Here is a 22,647-nt window from a genome sequence, read left to right on the forward strand (position 1 = left end):
AATGCGGGGCTTTTTGTTGGTTCTTCACCGAAGTCCGGGGATTGGCATCAAAAAGGAACGGCAGATCCGGGTGAAGACGTTTGCTCGACACAAACATCTTCACCCGGATCTGCCGTTCCTTTTTGATGCCAATCCCCGGACTTCGGTGAAGAACCAACAAAAAGCCCCGCATTAGCGGGGCTTTCCGTGTGCGAATGCGCGGCTTCGATCAGTCGATGTCGAGGAAGCTGCGCAGGGTTTCCGAACGCGACGGGTGGCGCAGCTTGCGCAGGGCCTTGGCTTCGATCTGGCGGATGCGCTCGCGGGTGACGTCGAACTGCTTGCCGACTTCTTCCAGCGTGTGGTCGGTGTTCATGTCGATGCCGAAGCGCATGCGCAGCACCTTGGCTTCCCTCGGGGTCAGGCCGGCCAGCACGTTGCGGACGGTCTCGGTGAGGTTGATGTCGGTGGTGGCGTCGATCGGGGACATCACGTTGGTGTCCTCGATGAAATCGCCGAGGTGGGAATCCTCGTCGTCGCCAATTGGCGTTTCCATCGAGATCGGTTCCTTGGCGATCTTCATGACCTTGCGGATCTTGTCCTCGGGCATGTCCATCTCTTTCGCCAACTCTTCCGGCGTGGCCTCGCGGCCGTACTGCTGGAGCATCTGGCGGGAGATGCGGTTGAGCTTGTTGATGGTCTCGATCATGTGGACCGGGATGCGGATGGTGCGCGCCTGGTCGGCAATCGAACGGGTAATGGCCTGGCGGATCCACCACGTTGCATAGGTCGAGAACTTGAAGCCACGGCGGTGTTCGAACTTGTCCACCGCCTTCATCAGGCCGATGTTGCCTTCCTGGATCAGGTCGAGGAATTGCAGGCCGCGGTTGGTGTACTTCTTGGCGATGGAGATCACGAGGCGCAAGTTGGCCTCGACCATTTCCTTCTTGGCCTTGCGCGCCTTGGCTTCGCCATAGGCCATCGCGCGGTTGATTTCCTTGAGGTCGGCCAGCGACACCTGCATCGCCTTTTCGATCGCGATGGTGGCTTCCTGCTCGGCGATGATCTGGTCCTTCACGTCGCGCAGGCCCGAGCCCCACTTCTGCTTGCGCTTCAGCAGTTCATCGACCCATTCGAGGTTGGTCTGGTTGCCTTCCCACGCCTTGATGAAATCCTTGCGCGGCATCTTGGCAACGCGGGTGGACAGGTCGAGGATGCGGCGCTCGTGTTCCTTCACCTGATTGACCACGTCGCGCAGCTTCTTGACCAGCACGTCGGTCAGCGGCAGCGGCAGCTTGAAGGTGACGAAGATTTCGGCGATTTCCTCGCGCGCCTTGAGCGCGGCCTTGGCGGTCGGGCCACCCTTGGCATAGGCCTTCTGGAAGCGGGTGAAGGCAGCGCCCATCGCTTCCATGCGGGTGGCGACTTCGGCAGGATCCGGGCCGGTCGGTGCGGGCTCGTCGGCCTCGGCAGCGGTGTCGTCATCGTCGTCGTCATCGACGTCGGCCGCCACTTCCACTTCGGGCAGCGGTTCGGGTTCCGGCTCTTCGTCGTTGAAGCCGACCACGATCTCGGCCAGGCGCTTCTTGCCGGCCTTGTGCAATTCGTAGTCTTCCAGCAGCAACTGCGCCGAGCACGGGAACGTTGCCAGCGCGGCATTCATCTGCGCCAGGCCTTCCTCGATGCGCTTGGCGATGGCGATTTCGCCTTCGCGGGTCAGCAGTTCCACCGTGCCCATCTCGCGCATGTACATGCGCACCGGGTCGGTGGTGCGGCCACCTTCGGTATCCAGCGAGGTCAGCGCGGCAGCGGCTTCCTCGGCAGCGGTTTCATCGACCTCGCGGCCACCGGCCTGCTGGCCGGCAAGCAGCAGGGTTTCGACATCGGGCGCAACTTCATGCACCTCGATACCCATGCCATTGATCATGCCGATGATGTCTTCGATCTGCTCCGGATCGACCATGTCGTCGGGCATGTGGTCGTTGACTTCGGCGTAGGTCAGGTAGCCCTGCTCCAGCCCCTTGGAAATCAGGAGCTTGATGTCGGACTGGGGGGCAATCTGCCGTTCGTTGGCCATGGATCGGGCACCGTGTCGAAAAGGGCGTCAGAAACGACGCGAGGGAACCAAGCATTATACACCGGAGCGCCGCCTCCTTGCCGGGCGATGCCGTCGGGAAGCGGGGCGACCTCAGGCCTTCAGCAGGAAGGTCACCGGCCCGTCATTGACCAGGCTGACGACCATATGGGCACCGAAACGCCCGGTTTCCACCCCCGGCGGGTGCAGGTCCCGACAAATGGCGGCCAGCCGGTCGAAGCCGCGTTCAGCCTCGGCGGGCGGGGCGGCGGTGGTGAAGCTGGGGCGCATGCCGCTGCGGGTGTCTGCGGCCAGCGTGAACTGGCTGACCAGCAGCAATCCGCCGCCGATCTCCGCCAAAGAGCGGTTCATCTTGCCGGCATCGTCGCCGAAAATGCGATAGCCCAGCAGGCGCTGCGCGATCCGCTGGAACTGCGGTTCGGCATCGCCCGGCTCCACCGCCACCAGCGCCAGCAGGCCGGGGCCGATGGCACCGGTCACGGCATCATCGACGGTGACTTTCGCTTCGGAAACGCGCTGGATCAGGGCAAGCATGCCGCATTGTAGATGCCGAGCTTGCCCGGCATGGTCCGGGCGACCTGAGCGGAGCAAGCTCCGCTCCTACAATGGCGGGATGACCGAAATCGTCGCCGCCCTGCTTTACGCCCTTGCCTGGGCCATTGGTCGCCTGCCCTGGCCGCTGCTGCGCGCACTGGCGGACGGCATGGCACGGCTGTGGATCACGCTGGATGCGCGCGAGGCCAAGGTGGTCCGGCGCAATCTGGCGCTGGTGCGGCCCGAAATGGACATCGCCGCGCGCGAGGCGCTGCTGGCGGACATCCTGCGCACCACCACGCGGCAGGCGTTCGAGACGCTGCGGCTATGGACGCGCCCTGCCTCGCGCAATCTTGCGAGCATCACCGAAATCCACGGCGAGGCCTTGTTCGATGCCGCGCTGAACGATGCACGCGGCTTGATCGTGGCCGCGCCGCACATGGGCAACTGGGAACTGCTGAACCAGTGGCTGGCGAAAAAAACGCCACTGGCAATTCTCTATCGCCCGCCGGAATCCGCCATCGGCGAAGCCTTCCTGCGCCGCGTGCGTGCCAATGCCGGCGGCGACGTGGAGCAGGTACGCGCCGAAGCCGCAGGCGTTCGCACCCTGCTGAAGCGCCTGCAGAAAGGCGGCGTGGTCGGCATCCTGCCCGACCAGCAACCGAAGGTTGGCGAAGGCGAGTTCGCGCCATTCTTCGGCGTGCAGGCGCTGACCATGACCCTGCTGGGCCGGCTGGCGAACCGCAGCGGTGCGCAGGTGCTGCTGTGCTGGTGCCAGCGCATTCCCGGCAGCTCGCCGCCGCGCTTCGCCCTGCACATCGAGGCCGCGCCGGAAGGCATCGCCGATGCCGATCCGCAATGCGGCGTGGCGGCGCTGAATGCCGGTGTCGAGGCCGTGGCCAGCCGCGACTTCGCCCAGTATCAATGGACGTACAAACGCTACGGCGCGCGGCCACCGGAAAGCGGTGAACTCAGCCCCTATCACGACATGTATCGCTGATACGCAGCAGCGAACTCAGCCCTGGCCGGCTATCCCGCAAGCTCCAGGAACAACGCCTCGTAACGGCGATTCATCAACTCGCGTCCATGCCGTTCCAATGCGGCCTTGCGTGCGTTCGCGGCCATGCGTGCGGCATCTTCCGGATTGCGCAACAGGCGCTCCAGCGCATCGGCCAATGCAGCCGGATCTGCTTGCGCCACCAGCAGGCCATCCACTTCGTTTTCCAGCACTTCGCGCACACCGGGCACGGCACTGCCGACCACCACGCAACCGGCGGCCATGCCTTCCAGCAGCGCCAGCGGCATGCCTTCGTAATGCGTGCTCAACACGCAGACCTGATGCGTCATCAACCGCTGCGGCACATCGCGCACCACGCCAAGGAACTGCACCTGTTCGGCGATGCCAAGTTCCGCCGCCAGTTTTTCCAGCGGCCTGCGATGCAAGGCCTTGCCACCACCGGCGAACTGCAGCGGCGGATGCAGGCCGCGTTCGCGCAGCAGCGCCACTGCGCGCAACAAGCTGGCGTGGTCTTTCTGCTTGGAGAAACGCGCCACCATCACGATGCCGGGAATGCGCGCCGCAAATGGCTGCGCATCGGCATCGGCAAAAGGCTCCAGCCGGATGCCGTTGGGAATGGCGATGGTGCGCTCCGCCGGCATTCCCATCGCCAGCAGCGCATGACGCACGCCCTCCGAACAACCCACGATGCGATCCGTGCGCTTCGCCAGCCAGCGCGCCTGCGCCAACCGCCAGCGGGTATAGCGCTCGCGGGTGTTGTGTTCGACGTGGACCAGATGCGGCACCTTCGCCAGCAGCCCGGCGTAGCGGCCCCACAGGTGTTCGGAAAAACCGTGTGCGACCAGCACGTCGGGCTGGAACTCGCGGCAGATTTTCACCAGCGCAATGATGCTGGCCGCATGCGACCAGCCCGGCACCACCCGCAGCGGCACGCCGGCCTGTTCCAGTTCGGCGATGCGCCCCGGCGGCGTGCGGCGCTTGTGGCGCAGCACCAGCAACGGTTCGATGGTGGCACTGTCGCGCGCGGCATTCACTAGCTGCACCGCCACCTGCGTCGCGCCGCCGGAGAAACCGCCGGTGACGAAATGCAGGACGCGCACGGGGCGTGCAGGAAAGGGGTGGCTGGACGGCGTTTCCGAAACAGGAGGCATGAGCCATTATGGCCGCACGCGCCTTCAGGCCGATCCTCCCTCGCCGCAACGTCCACGCACCAGCACACCATGACCGCATCGGCACCGACCGCGATCGTCGCAATTCCCATCCACACCACCTGCCTGTCGGCGGATGGCCGGATGGCATTGATGCGCGCCGTGCGCGTGCTGGGCCGGCACCCGATGGCGATCCTGTGCCCGGAAGGTCTTGATCTTGCCCCGCTGCAACCGTTGTTTGGTGCCATCCAGCCACGGGTGGAACGCTTCGACCCGGCGTTCTTTGACGGCATCGCCGGCTATAACCGGTTGATGCTGTCGGAAGTGCTCTACGAACGCTTCATCCACTACGACTATCTGCTGGTCTGCCAGACGGATGCCTACGTGTTTTCCGACCAGTTGCAGGCATGGTGCGCGCGTGGCTACGACTGGATCGGTGCGCCCTGGATCGGCTCGCCCCGCAATGTCTGGTCACGGGCACAACTACGCATCAGGAACCTGTTCCGGCGCAGGAAGAAATACGACGACTATCTGTTCAAGGTTGGCAATGGCGGATTCTCGCTGCGCCGCGTCGCCACTTTCCTGCGGATCGTGCGCGAACAACGCGATGACATCGCCCATCGTCTGGCGCATCCCGATGACCGCGATCTGCATGTGGAAGACCGATACTTTTCGCAGATCGCCCCGGCCCTGTATCCGGACATGCGCATCCCGTCCTACGAGGAGGCCGTGGCGTTTTGCATGGATCGGCGTCCGCACCTGGCCATGGCCATGAACGGCGGACGCCTGCCCTTCGCCTGCCATGGATTCGACAAGCGCAATGTTCGCGCATTCTGGGAGCCGATCCTGCAACGCAGCCAGCAGGAACCTGCCGCCGCCTGAAGCGGTGTTTCACGGCCGCGAAGCTTTCCTCAGCTTCGCGCAGAAAAACCCATCCATCCCACCTTCACCCGGCAGGCGCTGGTAACCGAAGCCGGCATTGATGCCGAAGCTGTCGCCCAACGGTTCCAGCGTTGCATCCGCAGTGCGGGCAAGGAAGGCTGCAACCTGCGCTGCATTTTCCGCATGCAGGATCGAGCAGGTGGCATAGACCAGCGTGCCGCCGGGCGTGAGCAGCGGCCACAGCGCGTCGAGCAGCTTTGACTGGGTGGCGATGAGGGCATCGATATCGGCCTGCCGCCTGTGCAGCAGCACGTCGGGCTGGCGGCGCACGATGCCGGTGGCGCTGCACGGGGCGTCGATCAGGATCGCATCAAACGGCGTGCCGTCCCACCACATCGCCGGTTGCGCGGCATCGGCAGCGCGTGTGTCGATGCTCAACTGCAATCGTGCGAAAGCATCCTGCATGCGGCGCACGCGGCGTGCATCCACATCCAGCGCGAGGATGCGCAGCGCCGGATCGCGTTCGGCCAGATGCGCGGCCTTGCCGCCAGGGGCGGCGCAGGCGTCGAGGACGCGAGCCTGCGACGATGGCGAAAGCGCATCGGCCACCGCCTGCGCGGCGCCGTCCTGCACCGAGACCGCACCGGCATCGAAACCCGGCAACTGCTGCACCGGCAGCGTAGATTGCAGCCGAATCGCATCGGGCAGGGTTTCGTCGGCAGTGGCGTTGATGCCGGCATCGCGCAGCAGCGCCAGATACGCATCACGCGGCTGCACGCGGCGATTCACCCGCAGCCACATCGGCGCTTCCTGCGCACTGGCAGCAAAAATGGCATCGGCCTGCTGCGGCCAGTCGGCACGCACCTGCGCGGCCAGCCATGCGGGCCAGCCGGCATCAAACTGCGCTTCGGGCAAGCCTTCGCGCTGCGCGCGGCGCAACAGCGCATTCACCAGTCCGGCCTGATGCGCGCGGCCCATGGCACGCGCCGCTTCCACGGTGGCGTCCAGTGCGGCGTGCGCGGGCAGGCCCATCTCCAGTTGCGCGAAGCCGGCCAGCAGCAACGCACGCAATTCGCGGTCACGCGCGACCAGCGGCTTCTGCAGCCATGCGGCCAGCGCGGCGTCGAAGCGGGCGTGCTGACGCAGCGCGGTCATCGCCACTGCTTCCGCCAGCGCGCGGTCGCGCACATCCGGCAATGTCGGCAAGGCCTGCGCCAGCGCCGCCTTCAGCGAACGGCCGCGATGCAGTACATCGTCAAGAACATGCGTGGCAGCGATCCGCGCGGCGACGCCGGGCATTGCGTTCACCGCCAACTCCCAACCATCATCCCGGCGGAAGCCGGGATCCAGTTCTTGTTTTTCCGACAAACCGTAAGGCCGAGAGCCGTTGCAAAGGCTGGATCCCGGCTTTCGCCGGGATGACGAGCAAAAGCGAGATGACGCACAAAGGAAAGGGTAGGCACCCGGCTATGCCCCCAACAAATCACGCCGCGCGTTGAGGTAATCCTGCGCGCTGACCGGCTTGCCGCCTTCGCGCTGCAGGCTGCGGATGCGCAGCGCGCCGATGCCGCAGGCGATGTCGATGCCTTCGCGGGATGCCCGCAGCACGCTGCCGGGCGCGGCGGTGTGTGCCTCGTCCAGCGCGCTGGCGGCGTGGATGCGCACGCGCTCGCCGGCCAGTTGTGCTTCCGCCACCGGCCACGGGTTGAACGCGCGCACCTTGTTGACAAGCCGCGTGGCCGGCTGCGACCAGTCCAGCTTGGCCTCGGCCTTGTCCAGCTTGTGCGCGTAGGTCACGCCATCAACCGCTTGCGGCTGTGCCGGCAACTGGATCGTCGCGCGCAGCAGGCCCAGCGCATCGCCCAGCACCTGCGCGCCCAGTTCGGCCAGTCGATCATGCAACTGACCGCCGGTTTCCTCCGCGCCGATGTCGATGGCCTGCGCCAGCAGCACCGGGCCGGTGTCCAGCCCCTTCTCCATCTGCATCAAGCAGACGCCGGTCTGGGTGTCACCCGCTTCGATGGCGCGCTGGATCGGCGCGGCGCCGCGCCAGCGCGGCAGCAGCGAGGCGTGCACGTTCCAGCAGCCGTGTTCGGGAATGTCCAGCACCGACTGCGGCAGGATCAGGCCGTAGGCCACCACCACCATCAGGTCGGGTTCCAGCGCGCGCAGGGTGGCTCTGGATTCCGCCGAGCGGAAACTCTCCGGCTGATGGACCGGGATGCCGCGCTTGACCGCCTCCAGCTTTACCGGCGAAGGCGTCAGCCCGCGTCCGCGCCCGGCGGGGCGATCCGGCTGGGTGTAGACGGCCACGACGTCGGCCTTGTTGGCGGCGGCGCGCAGGCAGGGCACGGCGAACTCCGGCGTGCCGGCAAAGACGATACGCATGCGGTCAGGCTGCGTGCTTGCGCGCCTTCGCCAGCTTCTTGCGCACCATCTCCCGCTTCAGCGGGCTGAGGTAGTCAACAAACAGCTTGCCGATCAGATGATCCATCTCGTGCTGAATGCAGACCGCCAGCAGGCCGTCGGTGGTCAGCTCCTGCGGCTGGCCCTGGCGGTCGAGGAAGCGCACGGTGATGGTGTCGGCGCGGGTCACGTCGGCGTAGATGCCGGGCACCGACAGGCAGCCTTCCTGATAGACCTGCCCGCCCTCGCTGGACACGATCTGCGGGTTCACGAACACCATGGGCCGGCTGCGATCCTCGCTGACGTCGATGACCATGAAGCGCTTGTGCATGTCCACCTGACTGGCCGCAAGGCCGATGCCGGGGGCTTCGTACATGGTCTGGAACATGTCGTCCAGCAGGGTCTGGAAGGCCGGCGTGGACAATTCCGCAGGATCGACATCGACCGCCTTGGTACGCAGGCGCGGATCGGGGAATTCGAGGATCGGGAGCAGGGCCATGGGGCAAATCCGGGCTTCTGTGGAAGCAATGTCGGGAAACAGGTCGCATTCTAGCGCTCCCAACCCCAACAACCGCTTGCCAGATGCCTTGGATTGTGGGCTATAGTGATCCGGTTCCAGGGGGTTTTTTGCAACGGCAGCGGGGAGATAGCCGCCATGTTTGATCGCAATTCTGAAACCAGGCCGCGTGGGCTGCGCACCATGCTTGCAGCCGCACTGCTGACGGTCGCGACCTATGCCGCCGCCGTCGAGCTGCGCAGCGACCATCCCGATACCTATGTGGTGAAGCGTGGCGACACCCTGTGGGACATCTCCGCGCGCTTCCTGAAGAAGCCGTGGCTGTGGCCGGAAATCTGGCAAGCCAACCCGCAGGTCAAGAACCCGCACCTGATCTATCCAGGCGACGTGCTCAGCCTGGCCTACCTCAACCGCGTCACCGTGCAGCCCGGTGCGCGCGTGGAAAGCCCGCTGACCGGCGTGCCGCTGTCCGAGGTCGAGCCCTTCCTCAAGGATTTGCGCGTCACCGACAGCATCGACCAGCTGCCCTACGTGGTTGGCCTTGAAGACAACCGCCTGCGCGGCACGCGCGGGCAGGTGGCCTATGTGCGCGGGCTGGACGGCATTCCCGCCGGCCAGCGCTACCTGATCGTGCGCCCGGAGAAGCGCTATCGCTTCATCGAACGCGCCGGCCTGTGCTGTGACCTGTTCCAGTCCCGCCACCTGGACGCGCGTGGTCGCCCGCGCCTGGACACCACTTCGCCCTGGACCACCGTGGTGTTCCCCAGCAAGCACACCGAGTTCCTCGGCTACGAGCTGATGACCCAGTCCACCGGCACCGTGACCCGTGGCGAAGTGGGCGGCATTCAGGCGTCCACCGTGCTGATCGACGAGGAAGGCCGTGAGGTGCGCGTGGGCGACCGCCTGATCCCGGTCGAAGCGCAGCCCTACGACCTGCAGTTCTTCCCGCATCCGCCCAAGCAGCAGCAGGACTACGGTCGCCTGACCGTGCTGTCGGTGGCCGATGGCTACCGGTCGGGCGGCAGCCGTGACGTGATCGCCATTTCCGGCGGCGCGCGCGAGGGCATCGACAACGGCACCGTGTTCTCGCTGTGGCGTCGTGGCGATTCCGTCACCGACAAGGTCAAGAGCGGGCTGGATCGCGATGAAGAGCTGACCCTGTTCGAGAACAAGGTACGCCTGCCTGACGAGTTCGCCGGCCATGCCATGGTCTTCCGCACCTTCAACAACGTCAGCTACGCGCTGGTGATGAGCAGCGTGAAGCCAACCCAGGTCGGCTACGAACTGAAGCACCCGGACGCCCCGTACTGACACCGCAACGCGGGGTTTTCCTACCAGACATGACAACGGCGCCCGAGGGTGCCGTTGTCGTTTGTGGACGATGCTGGCGGCATGCCTGCCCATGCCGAATCCGAAGCCCTGCTGCGCCTGCTGCAAAGTGGCGCGCCCGCGTCCGCCCTGCGCCGCCTGCTGGACAGCCATGGCACTGCCTGTGCTGCACTCGCCGCCGGCAGCCGCGACTGGGCCAGCCACGGGCTGCGAGCCACCTGCCACGCCGCCATCCGCAACCCCGAGCCACAGCAGCTGGCGCACGCCATGCGCTGGCTGGACGATCCCGCCCACCACCTGCTGGGCTGGCGCGATGCGGCCTATCCGCCGTTGCTGCAACGGATCCCTACGCCCCCGGCGATGCTGTTCGTGGCCGGTGACCCGGCCCTGCTCTGGTTGCCGGCCGTGGCGATTGTCGGCAGCCGCGCCGCAACCGCCGGCGGCTGCGCCAATGCCGCGCAGTTTGCGACCGCACTGGCGAAAGCCAACCTGTGCATCACCAGCGGGATGGCTGCCGGCATCGACGCCGCTGCCCACACCGCCGCACTGGACGCAGGCGGCGTCACCGTGGCCGTACTCGGCACCGGCCCGGACATCGCCTACCCGTCTCGCCATCGCCCATTGCGGGATCGCATTGCAGCCCATGGTGCGGTCGTCAGCGAGCATCCGCCCGGCACCGGCCCGCTGCGCCAGCACTTCCCCAGCCGCAACCGCATCCTGGCCGGCTTGAGCCTGGGCACGGTGGTGATCGAGGCAGCCGAGCAGTCAGGCGCGCTCATCAGCGCGCGGCTGGCCGCCGAAGCCGGGCGCGAGGTATTCGCCCTGCCCGGCTCGATCCACAACCCGATGGCGCGCGGCTGCCATCGGCTGATCCGCGAAGGCGCGCAATTGGTCGCCTCGCCCGATGAAGTGCTGGAGGTGCTGGCCCCTCTCGCTGCCGATCTTGCGCACGCCCTGCGCGGCAGTCTTGAGGCCTCCTGCGGGGCCGCTCAAACCACCCTGCCGGAGCCTTCACTGGGTGATGCCGCCTACAACCTGTTGTGGCAGGCACTGGGCCACGACCCAACCGGTATGGATGCACTGGTCGAGCGCACCGGATTGACGACCGCCGAGGTGTCCTCCATGCTGCTGGCGCTGGAACTCAATGGGCGGATCGCGGCGGAACATGGCCGCTATGCCCGGATCGGGCGCTGAGCGCCATCCATCGCGCCGCCGGGCGCAGGCAGGGGGACATGAAAGAAAGCATTTTGGACGTCCTGCTGTACCTGTTCGAGCACTACTTCACCAACGACGCCATCGTCTCCGGCGACGACCTCATCGCGCACGACGGCCCGTTGATGGGCGAACTGGTCGAAGCCGGGTTCACCCCCGCCGAGATCCGGCGCGCCTTCGACTGGCTGGACACCCTGGCCCGGCTGCGTCCCAGCCCCGGCCAGCCGCGCGCAAACGGCCCCACCCGGGTCTTCCACGGGGCCGAGCTGGACAAGCTGGATACCGAATCGCGCGGCTTTTTGCTGTTCCTGGAACAGCACGGCATCCTCGACGCCGACCAGCGCGAGCTGGTGCTGGACCGGGCGATGGCGCTGGATCAGGACGAACTGGAACTGGACGACCTGAAATGGGTGGTGCTGATGGTGCTGTTCAACCAGCCCGGGGCAGAAGCCGCCTACGCCTGGATGGAAACCCAGATGTTCCTGGACGAGCCGGAACCGGTGCATTGAGGTCCACTTCCGGGCGATTTTGCTTGACAGCCAGCCCCTGCCCGTGATTCCACTATAAAAAGACGCCCGGGGCAGCCGCTCCGGGCGTTGGCTTCTGCGGCGTCCCCGCAACGCCGCCCCGCCGCCCACCGGAATCGCGCCACATGGCCAAGAACCTGCTCGTCGTCGAATCGCCCGCCAAGGCCAAGACGATCAACAAATACCTCGGCAAGGACTTCACCGTCCTCGCCAGCTACGGCCATGTGCGTGATCTGGTGCCGAAGGAAGGCGCGGTCGATCCCGAACACGGCTTCGCCATGCGCTACGACCTGATCGACAAGAACGAGAAGCATGTCGATGCCATCGCCAAGGCCGCAAAGTCTGCGGACGGCATCTTCCTCGCCACCGACCCGGACCGCGAAGGCGAGGCGATCAGCTGGCACATCGCCGAAATCCTGAAAGAGCGCGGCCTGCTGGACGGCAAGCAGTTGCAGCGGGTGGTGTTCACCGAGATCACCCCGCGCGCCATCAAGGAAGCCATGCAGCAGCCGCGCAGCATCGCCGGCGACCTGGTCGATGCCCAGCAGGCACGGCGCGCGCTGGACTATCTGGTCGGCTTCAACCTGTCGCCGGTGCTGTGGCGCAAGGTGCAGCGCGGCCTGTCCGCAGGGCGCGTGCAAAGCCCTGCGCTGCGCATGATCGTGGAGCGCGAGGAAGAAATCGAAGCCTTCAAGGCACGCGAATACTGGACGGTCGAAGCCGAAGTCGCGCATCCCTCGCAGGCCTTCACCGCCAAGTTGTCCAAGCTGGACGGCAACAAGGCCGAGCAGTTCACCATCACCAATGCCGAGGATGCCGAAGCCGCGCGCGAACGCATCCAGAAAGCCGCAGGCGGGCAGTTGCACGTCACCGACGTTGCCAGCAAGGAGCGCAAGCGCCGCCCCGCGCCGCCGTTCACCACCTCCACCCTGCAGCAGGAAGCCGCGCGCAAGCTGGGCTTCACCACCCGCAAGACCATGCAGGTGGCGCAGAAGCTGTACGAAGGCGTGGCGATCGGCGAGGAAGGCACGGTTGGCCTGATTTCCTACATGCGTACCGACTCGGTGAACCTGTCCGCCGAAGCACTGGCCGAAATCCGCGACGTGATCGCGCGCGACTTCGGCACCGCCTCGCTGCCGGACAAGCCGAACACCTACCAGACCAAGTCGAAGAACGCGCAGGAAGCGCACGAAGCCGTGCGCCCGACCTCCGCGCTGCGCACGCCATCACAGGTGGCGCGCTTTTTGACCGATGACGAGCGCAAGCTGTACGAGCTGATCTGGAAGCGCGCGGTCGCCTGCCAGATGATCCCGGCCACGCTCAACACCGTCACCGTGGAACTGGCCGCAGGCAGCGAACACAGCTTCCGCGCCAGCGGTACGACCGTGGTGGTACCCGGTTTCCTCGCCGTGTATGAGGAAGGCAAGGATCAGAAGAACGCCGAGGACGAGGACGAAGGCCGCAAGCTGCCGCTGATGAAGCCCGGCCAGAACGTGCCGCTGGATCGCATCCACGCCGACCAGCATTTCACCCAGCCGCCCCCGCGCTTCACCGAAGCGGCGCTGGTCAAGGCGTTGGAGGAATACGGCATCGGCCGCCCATCGACCTACGCATCCATCATCCAGACCCTGCTGTTCCGCAAGTACGCGGAGATGGAAGGCCGCAGCTTCCGTCCCACCGACGTGGGCCGCGCGGTGTCCAACTTCCTCAGCTCACACTTCACCCAGTACGTTGACTACGACTTCACCGCCAGGCTCGAAGACGAACTCGACGCGGTTGCCGCCGGCGAGGAGGAATGGGTGCCGCTGATGGAGAAGTTCTGGGGCCCGTTCAAGCAACTGGTCGAGGAAAAATCCGAATCGGTGGATCGTACGCAGGCCACCGGTGCGCGCGAACTCGGCCTTGACCCCAAATCCGGCAAACCGGTCAGCGTGCGGCTGGGCCGTTATGGGCCGTATGCGCAGATCGGCGACAAGGACACCGACGAGAAGCTGGAGTTCGCAAGCCTGCGCCCCGGCCAGTCGATGCACACGATCACGCTTGAGGATGCGCTGGAACTGTTCAAGCTGCCGCGCAAGCTGGGCCTGTCGAACGATGAAGAAGTCAGCGTGGGCATTGGCCGCTTCGGGCCGTTCGCCAAGCGTGGCAGCACCTATGCCTCGCTGAAGAAGGAAGACGACCCCTACACCATCGACCTTGACCGCGCGGTGTTCCTGATCGAGGAGAAGGAAGAAATCGCGCGCAACCGCATCATCAAGGAATGGGATGGGCATGAGGTGCAGGTGCTCAATGGCCGCTTCGGCCCGTACATCAGCGACGGCAAGCTCAACGGCAAGATTCCGAAGGATCGCGAGCCGGCTTCGCTGACGCTGGAGGAAACACTGCAACTGCTGGCCGAAACCGGCAAGCCGGTACGGCGCGGCTTCGGCGCGAAGAAGGCTGTGGCGAAGAAGGTAGCCGCCGAAAAGCCGGCAAAGAAAGCGGTGAAGAAAACCGCCACGAAGAAAACGACCGCCAGGAAAGCCACGAAGACGACGGCAGCAAGTCGTGCCGTTGCGAAGAAGGCCTTCAAGTCGATCTCCGGCGTCGAACCGGCACAGTCGGTGATGACCGCCAAGCCGGTCGAACCGGGCAAGAAGCGCATCGTCAAGAAAGCCTCACGCGACGAAGCGCCATTCTGATTTCTTCACCGTCATTCCGGCGCAAGCCGGAATCCAGCTTTGGTTTGTTCCTGCGGACTCAGCAACCAGATCAAGAGCCAGAACTGGATTCCGGCTTTCGCTGGAATGACGAATCGGGAAACTGATTCGACATGACAGAGACCTCTTCCATCGAAACCTGCATCACCACCCTCCGCAACGGCGGCGTCATCGCCTATCCCACCGAAGGCGTCTGGGGTCTGGGCTGCGACCCGCGTGATGAAAAGGCCGTGCTGCGCCTGCTTGCGCTGAAACAGCGCGATGTCGCCAAGGGCCTGATCCTGATCGCCGCCAGCGAAGCGCAACTTGCGGACTGCATCGACCTGTCCACGCTTGATGCCGACCGTATCGCCGCCATCCGCGCAAGCTGGCCCGGCCCGAATACCTGGATCGTGCCGGCATCGAAACATGCACCGCGCTGGATAACCGGATCGCATGAGGGCATTGCCGTTCGCGTCACTGCGCATCCTGTGGTGATCGCACTGTGCGAGCAGTTCGGCCACGCGCTGGTGTCCACCAGCGCCAACATCGCAAGCCAGCCGGCACCACGCAGCCGCGCCGAACTTGACCCGCGCCTCCTTGCAGGCGTTGACGCGCTGGCCGATGGCGAAACCACTGGACTGGCGCAGCCCACCACCATCCGCGACGCACGCACGGGCCAGACCCTGCGCTGAAAGGGGCCTGCGCCAACGCGCGCAAAGGTTTCTTTCGCAACGAAATATTCTTCTGCGATGCGGTTGTCGCAACGCACAAAATGTGTTCTATTCGGATGAAGCGATAGGTTCTGCGGCGGACGCCACGCCACGGAGCCGCCCCTTCCTCCAACGACGAACACGACGATGCGGCATAGCCCGGATCGGGGCCTTTACGACCCCGCCAGCGAACATGACAGCTGTGGTTTTGGACTGATCGCCCAGGTCAAGGGCGAAGGTTCACGCATGATCGTGGATGCCGCACTGGATGCACTCTCACGCATGGCGCATCGCGGCGGCGTGGCGGCGGACGGGCTTTCCGGCGATGGTTGTGGCGTGTTGATGCACGGTGCCGAAGGCTTCGTGCGCACGCTGGCTACCGAAGCCGGTTTCCCGCTGCACGCAGGTGCCGTGGCGGCGGGCAATGTGTTCCTGCCGCGCGATGCCGAAGCCGCGGCGCGATGTCGCAACACCCTGCAAGACGAGCTCACGCGCATCGACGTGCGCGTGCGCGGCTGGCGCGAGGTGCCGGTGGATCCTTCGGCCTGCGGCAAGCTGGCGCAAGGTTCACTGCCACGCATCGAACAGGTGTTCGTGGAAAGCGATGCAACCGACATCGATGCGCTGGAACGCGCGCTGTTCCTCGCACGCAGGCGCAGCGAGGAAGCGCTGCACGATGTCACCGACTTCCATGTCGTTGGCCTGTCGCCGCGCCTGCTGGGCTACAAGGGCATGGTGCTGCCTTCGCATTTGCGGCAGTTGTTCCCCGACCTGTCGCGCCCGGAGCTGGCTGCGCGCGCGGTGGTGTTCCACCAGCGTTTCTCCACCAACACGCTGCCGCGCTGGCCGCTGGCGCATCCGTTCCGCCGGCTTGCCCACAATGGCGAGATCAACAGCATCGAAGGCAACCGCCGCTGGGCGCAGGCGCGCAAGGACGTGTGGCGTTCGCCGCTGCTGAACGTGGATGAGTTCAAAGCCGTAGTCACCCAGCACGGCTCGGATTCGCAGAGCCTCGACAACATGCTGGAGTGGCTGCTGCTGGGCGGCATGGACTTGCCAAAGGCGATGCGCATCCTGATGCCGCCTGCCACGCAGTCGCTGGAATACAAGGACGCCGACCTTGCCGCGTTCTACGAGTACTACGCGATCAATTCCGAGCCGTGGGACGGCCCGGCGGGCGTGGTGACCTGCGATGGCAAGTACGCCGCCTGCGCGCTGGATCGCAACGGCCTGCGCCCGGCGCGCTGGACGCTGACCGATGACGATGTGTTCGTGATCGCATCGGAAACCGGCGTGCTGGATGTCGCGCCGGAGCGCGTCATCGCCAAGGGCAAGCTGGGGCCGGGCGAAATGATCGCGGTGGATCTGGTCGAAGGCCGGCTGCTGGACAACGACGCCATCGATGCGCTCAACCGCGCGCGCGCGCCGTACAAGCAGTGGCTTAAGCAGGGCATGACCTACCTGCACACCGAGCTGATCGACCCGGCGCTGACCGATGCGCCGTTCGACGACGCCACCCTGCTCGGCTTCCAGAAACTGTTCCACCTCACCCGCGAGGAACAGGAAGGCGTGCTGCGCCCGCTGGCGGAAACCGAGCAGGAAGCCATCGGTTCGATGGGTGACGACATCCCGATGGCGGCCATCAGCCAGCGCGTGCGCCCGCTGTATGACTGCTTCCGGCAGGCCTTTGCACAGGTGACAAATCCGCCCATCGACCCGCTGCGCGAGGAGTGCGTGATGACGCTCTCCACCCAGATCGGGCGCGAGGGCAACCTGTTCCACGATGGCCCGGAGAACGTACACCACGTGCTGCTGAACTCGCCGGTGCTGTCGCAGCGCAAGCTGCACCAGTTGCTGGCGCTGCCGCGCTTCGCCGACGCCTACCGCTACATCGACCTGTATTTCGATGACGGCACCTCGCTTGCAGATGCACTCGACCGCATCTGCGCACAAGCCGAAGACGCCGCACGCACGGGCGCGGAAATCCTGATCCTCAGCGACCGTCGCCCGCGTCGCGGCACGGCGGCGGTGCATGCACTGCTGGCAACCGGCGCGGTCAACCAGCATCTGGTGCGCACCGGGCTGCGCTGCGCGGTGAATGTGATCGTGGAAACCGGCACCGCGCGCGACCCGCATCACTTCGCCTGCCTGATTGGCTTTGGCGCAACCGCCGTGTATCCGTACCTGGCCTACCAGACGCTGCATGCGCTGGGCCGGCGCGGCATTCTCGGCGGCAAGACCAGCGGCGAACCGTTGCAGATCGGCCGCAGCTACCGGCGCGGCGTGAAGAAGGGTCTGCTGAAGATTTTGTCGAAGATGGGCATCGGCAGCATCGCCAGCTATCGCGGCGCGCAGTTGTTCGAAATCGTGGGCCTGGCCGATGAAGTGGTCGAACGCTGCTTCGCGGAAACGCCTTCGCGCATCGGCGGTGCCGGCTTTGCACGCTTGGAAGCCGACGCGCGCCATCTTGCCGCGCACGGCTGGGACGACGACGCATTGCCGGAAATCGGCGGCTTGATGCGTTACGTCCACGGCGGCGAATACCACCAGTACAACCCGGATGTGGTGCAGTCGCTGCAACGCGCCGTGCGCAGTGGCGAGCGCGACGACTGGAAGGTGTATGCCGACCATGTGAACCATCGTCCGCCTGCGGCGCTGCGCGACCTGCTGCGATTGAAGCTGGCGGACACGCCGCTTCCGCTTTCGGAAGTGGAACCGGTGGAAAGCATCGTGCGCCGCTTCGACAGCGCAGCAATGAGTTTGGGTGCGTTGTCGCCGGAAGCACACGAAGCGCTTGCCATCGCCATGAATCGCCTCGGCGGGCGCAGCAATTCCGGCGAAGGTGGCGAAGACCCGGCGCGCTACGGCACCGACAGGCGCAGCAAGATCAAGCAGGTAGCATCGGGCCGTTTTGGCGTGACGCCGGAATACCTCATCAACGCCGAAGTGCTGCAGATCAAGGTGGCGCAGGGCGCGAAGCCCGGCGAAGGCGGGCAGCTGCCGGGCAGCAAGGTCAATCCGCTGATCGCGCGGCTGCGCTACGCCAAGCCCGGCATCGGCCTGATCTCGCCGCCGCCGCACCATGACATCTATTCCATCGAAGACCTCGCGCAACTGATCTTCGACCTGCGGCAGGTGAATCCGCAGGCGCTGATCTCGGTGAAGCTGGTCTCGCACGCGGGCGTGGGCACGATTGCAGCAGGCGTTGCCAAGGCCGGCGCCGACCTCATCACGATTGCGGGCCACGACGGTGGCACCGGTGCAAGCCCGGTCGGCTCCGTGCGCTATGCCGGCGTGCCGTGGGAACTGGGACTGTCCGAAGCGCGGCAGGCGCTGCAACACAACGAACTGCGCGAGCGCGTGCTGCTGCAAACCGATGGTGGCCTGAAGACCGGTCTTGATGTCATCAAGGCTGCGTTGCTGGGCGCGGACAGCTTCGGCTTCGGCACCGGGCCGATGATCGCGCTGGGCTGCAAATACCTGCGCATCTGCCATCTCAACAACTGCGCCACCGGCGTTGCCACGCAGGATGACCGCTTGCGCCGCGACCACTACAACGGCCCGCCGGAACGCGCCGAAGCGTTCTTCCGCAACATCGCCGAAGACGTGCGGCAGTGGTTAGCGCTGCTGGGCCTGCGCACGCTGGACGAAGCGATTGGCCGCACCGATCTGCTCGAACAGCATCTGCGCGCCACCCGCGAAGACGTCGATGTTGACCTGTCAAGGCTGCTGGCGCGTGACCCGACGCAGGCCACCGCGTACTGCGGCTCGCCCGCGCTGCAGGCACCGCCGCATGGCCTGGCGGCACGGCTGGATGCGGCACTGGCCGAGGTCATTGCCAGGGGCAACGGCGGCGCACACAGCGACACCATCGAAAACACCGACCGCAGCATCGGCACGCGCCTGTCCGGATTGATCGCACGCCACCACGGCAATACCGGCATGGCCGAACGCCCCATCGAACTGCGCCTGACCGGCAGCGCCGGGCAAAGTTTTGGCGCGTTCAATGCCGGTGGCCTGCATCTGCATCTTGAGGGCGAAGCCAACGACTACGTCGGCAAGGGCATGGCCGGTGGCCGCATCGTGCTGCAACCGCCGCGCGGCAGCCGCTTTGCATCGCAGGATGCGCCGATCCTCGGCAACACCTGCCTGTACGGCGCAACCGGCGGCGAGGTGTATGCCGCAGGCCGCGCGGGCGAGCGCTTCGCCGTGCGCAACTCCGGCGCGACCGCCGTGATCGAAGGCGCGGGCGACCACTGCTGCGAATACATGACCGGCGGCGCAGTGGCGGTGCTGGGCCGCACCGGCCTCAACTTCGGCGCGGGCTTCACCGGCGGGCTTGCCTATGTGCTCGACCTCGACCGCGATTTCGTGGACCGCTACAACCACGAGTTGATCGACATCGTGCGCATCTCGCCTGAAGGCCTGGACAACTACCGCCAGCACCTCACCGACCTGCTGGAAGCGCATGTGCGCCTGACCGGCAGCGCGTGGAGCGCACGCATCCTCGACGAGTTCCGCGACTTCCTCGGCAAGTTCTGGCTGGTCAAGCCGAAGGCGGCGAGCCTTGAAGCACTGGCGCACGAATTGAGGAGAGCCGCATGAATCATTCGTGCCGTCATTCCGGCGAAAGCCGGAATCCAGCTTTTGCACTTGAGTCGTGGAAGCAAAAGCAAAGCCAACGTCTGGATTCCGGCTTTCGCCGGAATGACGAATCTCAGCGTTTCGGGACGATGTGGGAAGCGGTGCCATGAGCAAGAAGCAGGTCTTCCAGTTCCTCGACGTGCAGCGCGAAATGCCGCCCAAGGTGCCGCTTGCCGCGCGCGTGGCCGGCAGCTTCGACGAGTTGTACGGGCACTTCGGGCAACCCGAAGCATCGCATCAGGCGGGTCGCTGCCTTGATTGCGGCAATCCCTATTGCGAAGCCAAGTGCCCCGTCCACAACTACATCCCCAACTGGCTGCAACTGGTGCAGGAAGGGCGCATCACTGAAGCGGCGGCGCTCTGCCATGAAACCAACCCGCTGCCGGAAATGTGCGGCCGCGTATGCCCGCAGGATCGCCTGTGCGAAGGCGCATGTACGCTCAATGACGGCTTCGGCGCGGTCACCATCGGCGCGGTGGAGAAGTACATCGTCGACACCGCATTCGCGCAGGGTTGGCGGCCTGACCTGTCTTCGGTTGCATCCACCGGCAAGCGCGTGGCGGTGATCGGCGCGGGGCCAGCGGGCCTTGCCTGTGCGGATCGGCTTGCACGCAGCGGCATCGAAGCCACCGTGTTCGACCGCTACGAACAGATCGGCGGGCTGCTGCAATTCGGCATCCCCAGTTTCAAGCTGGACAAGTCGGTGATTGCAACAAGGCGCGAGGTGCTGGAAGGCATGGGCGTGCAGTTCCGGCTTGGCGTGGACGTGGGCCGTGATATCGGCATCGACGAACTGCTGGGTCAGTTCGATGCCGTGTTCCTTGGCCTTGGCGCATATCGCTACACCGACGGCGGCCTGCCGGGACAGGACATGCCCGGCGTGCTGCCGGCGCTGCCCTTCCTCGTGCAGAACGGGCGCATCGTCACCGGGCGCGACCCGCAGGGCCAGCCGATCTCCGGCTGGGAAGACCAACTCGCCCTGCCCAATCTTGCCGGCAAGCGCGTGGTGGTGCTGGGCGGCGGCGATACCGGCATGGACTGCGTGCGCAGCGCGATCCGCCTGGGCGCGGCATCGGTGACCTGCGCCTATCGCCGCGACGAGGCCAACATGCCCGGCTCCGCGCGCGAAGTCGCCAACGCACGCGAAGAAGGCGTGCAGTTCCTGTTCAATCGCCAGCCGCTGGAAATCATCGGCAGCGGGCAGGCAAGCGGTGTGCGCGTGGTGGAAACGCGACTGGGCACGCCCGATGCCAACGGTCGCCGCAATGCGCAGCCCATCCCCGGCAGCGAATCCGTCATCGATGCCGACGTGGTCATCATCGCGTTCGGCTTCTCCCCGCGCGCGCCGAAGTGGTTGGAGGCGCTGGGCGTGCAGGCACAAGCCAATGGCCGGCTGCTGGTCGGCGGCAATGGCCGGCTGCCGTACCAGACCGGCCACGACAAGCTGTTTGCCGGCGGTGACTGCGTACGCGGCGCGGATCTGGTGGTAACGGCGGTGCAGGAAGGACGCGATGCGGCAGCCAGCATCGTGCGCGCGCTGCGCGGCATCAAGGCGATTCCGGCGGCATTGGAGTTTGCCTAAGCTGAACGGCGGCGGCTGACGGGCTTTCCCCGCGCCGCCCACACGCGCCAAGATAGGCGCATGCTGCGCCTCGCCTTGCTGCCGATGCTTGCCCTCCTGCTGCTGCCCGCCACCGTGCAGGCGCAGGCCGGTGGCGGTGTCACCGTGTATCGCTGCCTTGATGCCAGCGGCAAGCAGGCGCTGCGCGACACGCCCTGTCCAAAGGGCCAGAAGCAGCAGGCGCGCGACATGTTGCGTCCGGTGGATGCACCCGCAAAGCCGGCGCAACCGGCATCCACGGCATCGACACCCACGCCACCGCCCGCACAGCACACCACCGTCTATCTGGTGCCGCCGCGCGCGATGTACGAATGCACCACGCCGGAAGGCCAGCGCTATACCAGTGACGATGACGCCGGCAATCCGCGCTGGGTGCCGTTGTGGACGCTGGGCTATCCGGTGGTGCGATCGCAGACATCGCTGGGCAACAACATCGGTGGCCCGCCGCCACACCCGGACAGGCCAATGCGTCCGCCGCCGCACCGGATCAACTGGCCGGTCGCCACCGGCGGCGGCACATGGATACGCGACACCTGCGTGATCCTGCCGCCGAGTGAAACCTGCTCGCGCCTGCGTGATCGCCGCGATGCCATCCGCACCCGTTTCTTCAACGCGCAGGAGAAGGAACGCGATGCCCTGCGCATCGAGGAACGCGGCATCAACGCGCGCCTTGCCAACGACTGCGGAGACCGCTGACATGCGCCGGATCGCCATCGCCCTGCTGCTCCTGTGCGCGCCGCTGGCACTGCACGCGCAGGAGACCGTGCTCTACAAATGCACCGATGCCAAGGGCGCGGTGACGATGCAGAACGGCGTGCCCTGCGCGCCCGGCATGAAACAGGACGTGCGCCGCATCGGCGAGGTGAAGACGGTGCCTGTACCGGTGCAGAAGCCGAAGGTCGATGAACCGCCGGATGCGCCGGTGTATGGCGAGTTCATCCAGGTCGGTGGTCCGCGCACGCAGCGCACACCCGCGCCGGAAGCCGCCGGCCTGCCCGCGCCGCCCGCGCTGTTCCAGTGCACCACATGGAAGGGCGAAACCTATCTGGGCGAAACTGCCACGCCCGAACCAAAATGCGCGCCGCTGGCGATCACCGGCATCGACGGCAACTCCGCCTTCCAGATGGGCAGCGCCTGCGAAGTGAAATACGACGAGTGCAGCGCGATTCCGGCCGAGCAGTTGTGCGATGCCTGGTATCGGCGGCTGGACGATGCCGACTTCAAGCGCCGTTACACCAATGGCGATACCGAACGCGAACGTCAGGCCGCTTACGAATCCATCGAGGCCAAGATCAAGGCCAGCAACTGCTCGACGGTCGCGCCGACGCCCGCACCCTGATCCGG

Annotated in this window: 17 protein-coding genes; 11 read left to right on the forward strand and 6 right to left on the reverse strand. The window is 65.9% G+C overall.

Annotated elements, in window-relative coordinates; genetic code table 11:
* Window positions 1-208 precede the first annotated feature (208 nt).
* Window positions 209-2,056 (reverse strand): RNA polymerase sigma factor RpoD, encoded by a 1,848-nt coding sequence (gene rpoD, locus QM612_RS06640; protein ID WP_415253110.1) that lies wholly within the window; start codon window positions 2,054-2,056, stop codon window positions 209-211.
* Between the two features lie 111 nt (window positions 2,057-2,167).
* A complete protein-coding gene (gene dtd / locus QM612_RS06645; protein ID WP_415253111.1) occupies window positions 2,168-2,608 on the reverse strand; it encodes a D-aminoacyl-tRNA deacylase in 441 nt (146 codons plus the stop codon).
* A gap of 79 nt (window positions 2,609-2,687) precedes the next feature.
* On the opposite strand from dtd, the gene QM612_RS06650 reads away from it, so the two are divergent.
* Window positions 2,688-3,608 carry a lauroyl acyltransferase gene (locus tag QM612_RS06650; protein ID WP_415253112.1) on the forward strand — a complete coding sequence of 307 codons (921 nt, stop codon included), beginning with the start codon at window positions 2,688-2,690 and terminating at the stop codon, window positions 3,606-3,608.
* Between the two features lie 29 nt (window positions 3,609-3,637).
* On the opposite strand, the gene QM612_RS06655 is transcribed toward QM612_RS06650, so the two are convergent.
* Window positions 3,638-4,777, reverse strand: coding sequence for a glycosyltransferase (locus QM612_RS06655; protein WP_415253113.1), 1,140 nt, complete (start codon window positions 4,775-4,777; stop codon window positions 3,638-3,640).
* Between the two features lie 69 nt (window positions 4,778-4,846).
* On the opposite strand from QM612_RS06655, the gene QM612_RS06660 reads away from it, so the two are divergent.
* Window positions 4,847-5,656: a DUF5672 family protein gene (locus tag QM612_RS06660; protein WP_415253114.1), complete on the forward strand. Its 810-nt coding sequence runs from the start codon at window positions 4,847-4,849 to the stop codon at window positions 5,654-5,656.
* A 9-nt stretch (window positions 5,657-5,665) separates the two neighbouring features.
* On the opposite strand, the gene rsmB is transcribed toward QM612_RS06660, so the two are convergent.
* The 3 genes from rsmB to def form a co-directional block, all read right to left on the reverse strand.
* Window positions 5,666-6,955, reverse strand: coding sequence for a 16S rRNA (cytosine(967)-C(5))-methyltransferase RsmB (gene rsmB, locus QM612_RS06665; RefSeq protein WP_415253164.1), 1,290 nt, complete (start codon window positions 6,953-6,955; stop codon window positions 5,666-5,668).
* Between the two features lie 168 nt (window positions 6,956-7,123).
* Window positions 7,124-8,044, reverse strand: coding sequence for a methionyl-tRNA formyltransferase (gene fmt / locus QM612_RS06670; protein ID WP_415253115.1), 921 nt, complete (start codon window positions 8,042-8,044; stop codon window positions 7,124-7,126).
* Window positions 8,045-8,048: 4 nt separating this feature from the next.
* A complete protein-coding gene (def, locus tag QM612_RS06675; RefSeq protein ID WP_415253116.1) occupies window positions 8,049-8,561 on the reverse strand; it encodes a peptide deformylase in 513 nt (170 codons plus the stop codon).
* A gap of 156 nt (window positions 8,562-8,717) precedes the next feature.
* On the opposite strand from def, the gene QM612_RS06680 reads away from it, so the two are divergent.
* The 9 genes from QM612_RS06680 (at window position 8,718) to QM612_RS06720 (ending at window position 22,642) form a co-directional block, all read left to right on the forward strand.
* Entirely contained in the window at window positions 8,718-9,890 is a 1,173-nt protein-coding gene (locus QM612_RS06680) for a LysM peptidoglycan-binding domain-containing protein (protein ID WP_415253117.1), read from the forward strand.
* A gap of 81 nt (window positions 9,891-9,971) precedes the next feature.
* Window positions 9,972-11,102, forward strand: a complete 1,131-nt coding sequence (dprA, locus tag QM612_RS06685; RefSeq protein WP_415253118.1) for a DNA-processing protein DprA — start codon at window positions 9,972-9,974, stop codon at window positions 11,100-11,102.
* Window positions 11,103-11,140: 38 nt separating this feature from the next.
* Window positions 11,141-11,629, forward strand: coding sequence for a DUF494 family protein (locus QM612_RS06690; RefSeq protein ID WP_415253119.1), 489 nt, complete (start codon window positions 11,141-11,143; stop codon window positions 11,627-11,629).
* A 143-nt stretch (window positions 11,630-11,772) separates the two neighbouring features.
* Window positions 11,773-14,328 carry a DNA topoisomerase I gene (locus QM612_RS06695; protein WP_415253120.1) on the forward strand — a complete coding sequence of 852 codons (2,556 nt, stop codon included), beginning with the start codon at window positions 11,773-11,775 and terminating at the stop codon, window positions 14,326-14,328.
* Between the two features lie 131 nt (window positions 14,329-14,459).
* Window positions 14,460-15,020, forward strand: a complete 561-nt coding sequence (locus QM612_RS06700; RefSeq protein ID WP_415253121.1) for a Sua5/YciO/YrdC/YwlC family protein — start codon at window positions 14,460-14,462, stop codon at window positions 15,018-15,020.
* A 165-nt stretch (window positions 15,021-15,185) separates the two neighbouring features.
* Complete coding sequence (gene gltB, locus QM612_RS06705; protein WP_415253122.1) at window positions 15,186-19,643, forward strand: glutamate synthase large subunit; 4,458 nt, start codon at window positions 15,186-15,188, stop codon at window positions 19,641-19,643.
* A 145-nt stretch (window positions 19,644-19,788) separates the two neighbouring features.
* Complete coding sequence (locus QM612_RS06710) at window positions 19,789-21,264, forward strand: FAD-dependent oxidoreductase (protein ID WP_415253123.1); 1,476 nt, start codon at window positions 19,789-19,791, stop codon at window positions 21,262-21,264.
* Between the two features lie 60 nt (window positions 21,265-21,324).
* Complete coding sequence (locus QM612_RS06715) at window positions 21,325-21,999, forward strand: DUF4124 domain-containing protein (RefSeq protein ID WP_415253124.1); 675 nt, start codon at window positions 21,325-21,327, stop codon at window positions 21,997-21,999.
* Between the two features lies 1 nt (window position 22,000).
* Window positions 22,001-22,642 carry a hypothetical protein gene (locus QM612_RS06720; protein WP_415253125.1) on the forward strand — a complete coding sequence of 214 codons (642 nt, stop codon included), beginning with the start codon at window positions 22,001-22,003 and terminating at the stop codon, window positions 22,640-22,642.
* The last annotated feature ends 5 nt before the right edge of the window (window positions 22,643-22,647 follow it).

Source organism: Thermomonas sp. (assembly GCF_047606765.1).
Taxonomy (GTDB): domain Bacteria; phylum Pseudomonadota; class Gammaproteobacteria; order Xanthomonadales; family Xanthomonadaceae; genus Thermomonas.

Bases quoted from the DNA above. Each gene is read 5' to 3' on its own strand.
- rpoD (WP_415253110.1), bottom strand. From the start codon at position 2,056: ATGGCCAACGAACGGCAGATTGCCCCCCAGTCCGACATCAAGCTCCTG.
- dtd (WP_415253111.1), bottom strand. From the start codon at position 2,608: ATGCTTGCCCTGATCCAGCGCGTTTCCGAAGCGAAAGTCACCGTCGAT.
- QM612_RS06650 (WP_415253112.1), top strand. From the start codon at position 2,688: ATGACCGAAATCGTCGCCGCCCTGCTTTACGCCCTTGCCTGGGCCATT.
- QM612_RS06655 (WP_415253113.1), bottom strand. From the start codon at position 4,777: ATGCCTCCTGTTTCGGAAACGCCGTCCAGCCACCCCTTTCCTGCACGC.
- QM612_RS06660 (WP_415253114.1), top strand. From the start codon at position 4,847: ATGACCGCATCGGCACCGACCGCGATCGTCGCAATTCCCATCCACACC.
- rsmB (WP_415253164.1), bottom strand. From the start codon at position 6,955: ATGCCCGGCGTCGCCGCGCGGATCGCTGCCACGCATGTTCTTGACGAT.
- fmt (WP_415253115.1), bottom strand. From the start codon at position 8,044: ATGCGTATCGTCTTTGCCGGCACGCCGGAGTTCGCCGTGCCCTGCCTG.
- def (WP_415253116.1), bottom strand. From the start codon at position 8,561: ATGGCCCTGCTCCCGATCCTCGAATTCCCCGATCCGCGCCTGCGTACC.
- QM612_RS06680 (WP_415253117.1), top strand. From the start codon at position 8,718: ATGTTTGATCGCAATTCTGAAACCAGGCCGCGTGGGCTGCGCACCATG.
- dprA (WP_415253118.1), top strand. From the start codon at position 9,972: ATGCCTGCCCATGCCGAATCCGAAGCCCTGCTGCGCCTGCTGCAAAGT.
- QM612_RS06690 (WP_415253119.1), top strand. From the start codon at position 11,141: ATGAAAGAAAGCATTTTGGACGTCCTGCTGTACCTGTTCGAGCACTAC.
- QM612_RS06695 (WP_415253120.1), top strand. From the start codon at position 11,773: ATGGCCAAGAACCTGCTCGTCGTCGAATCGCCCGCCAAGGCCAAGACG.
- QM612_RS06700 (WP_415253121.1), top strand. From the start codon at position 14,460: ATGACAGAGACCTCTTCCATCGAAACCTGCATCACCACCCTCCGCAAC.
- gltB (WP_415253122.1), top strand. From the start codon at position 15,186: ATGCGGCATAGCCCGGATCGGGGCCTTTACGACCCCGCCAGCGAACAT.
- QM612_RS06710 (WP_415253123.1), top strand. From the start codon at position 19,789: ATGAGCAAGAAGCAGGTCTTCCAGTTCCTCGACGTGCAGCGCGAAATG.
- QM612_RS06715 (WP_415253124.1), top strand. From the start codon at position 21,325: ATGCTGCGCCTCGCCTTGCTGCCGATGCTTGCCCTCCTGCTGCTGCCC.
- QM612_RS06720 (WP_415253125.1), top strand. From the start codon at position 22,001: ATGCGCCGGATCGCCATCGCCCTGCTGCTCCTGTGCGCGCCGCTGGCA.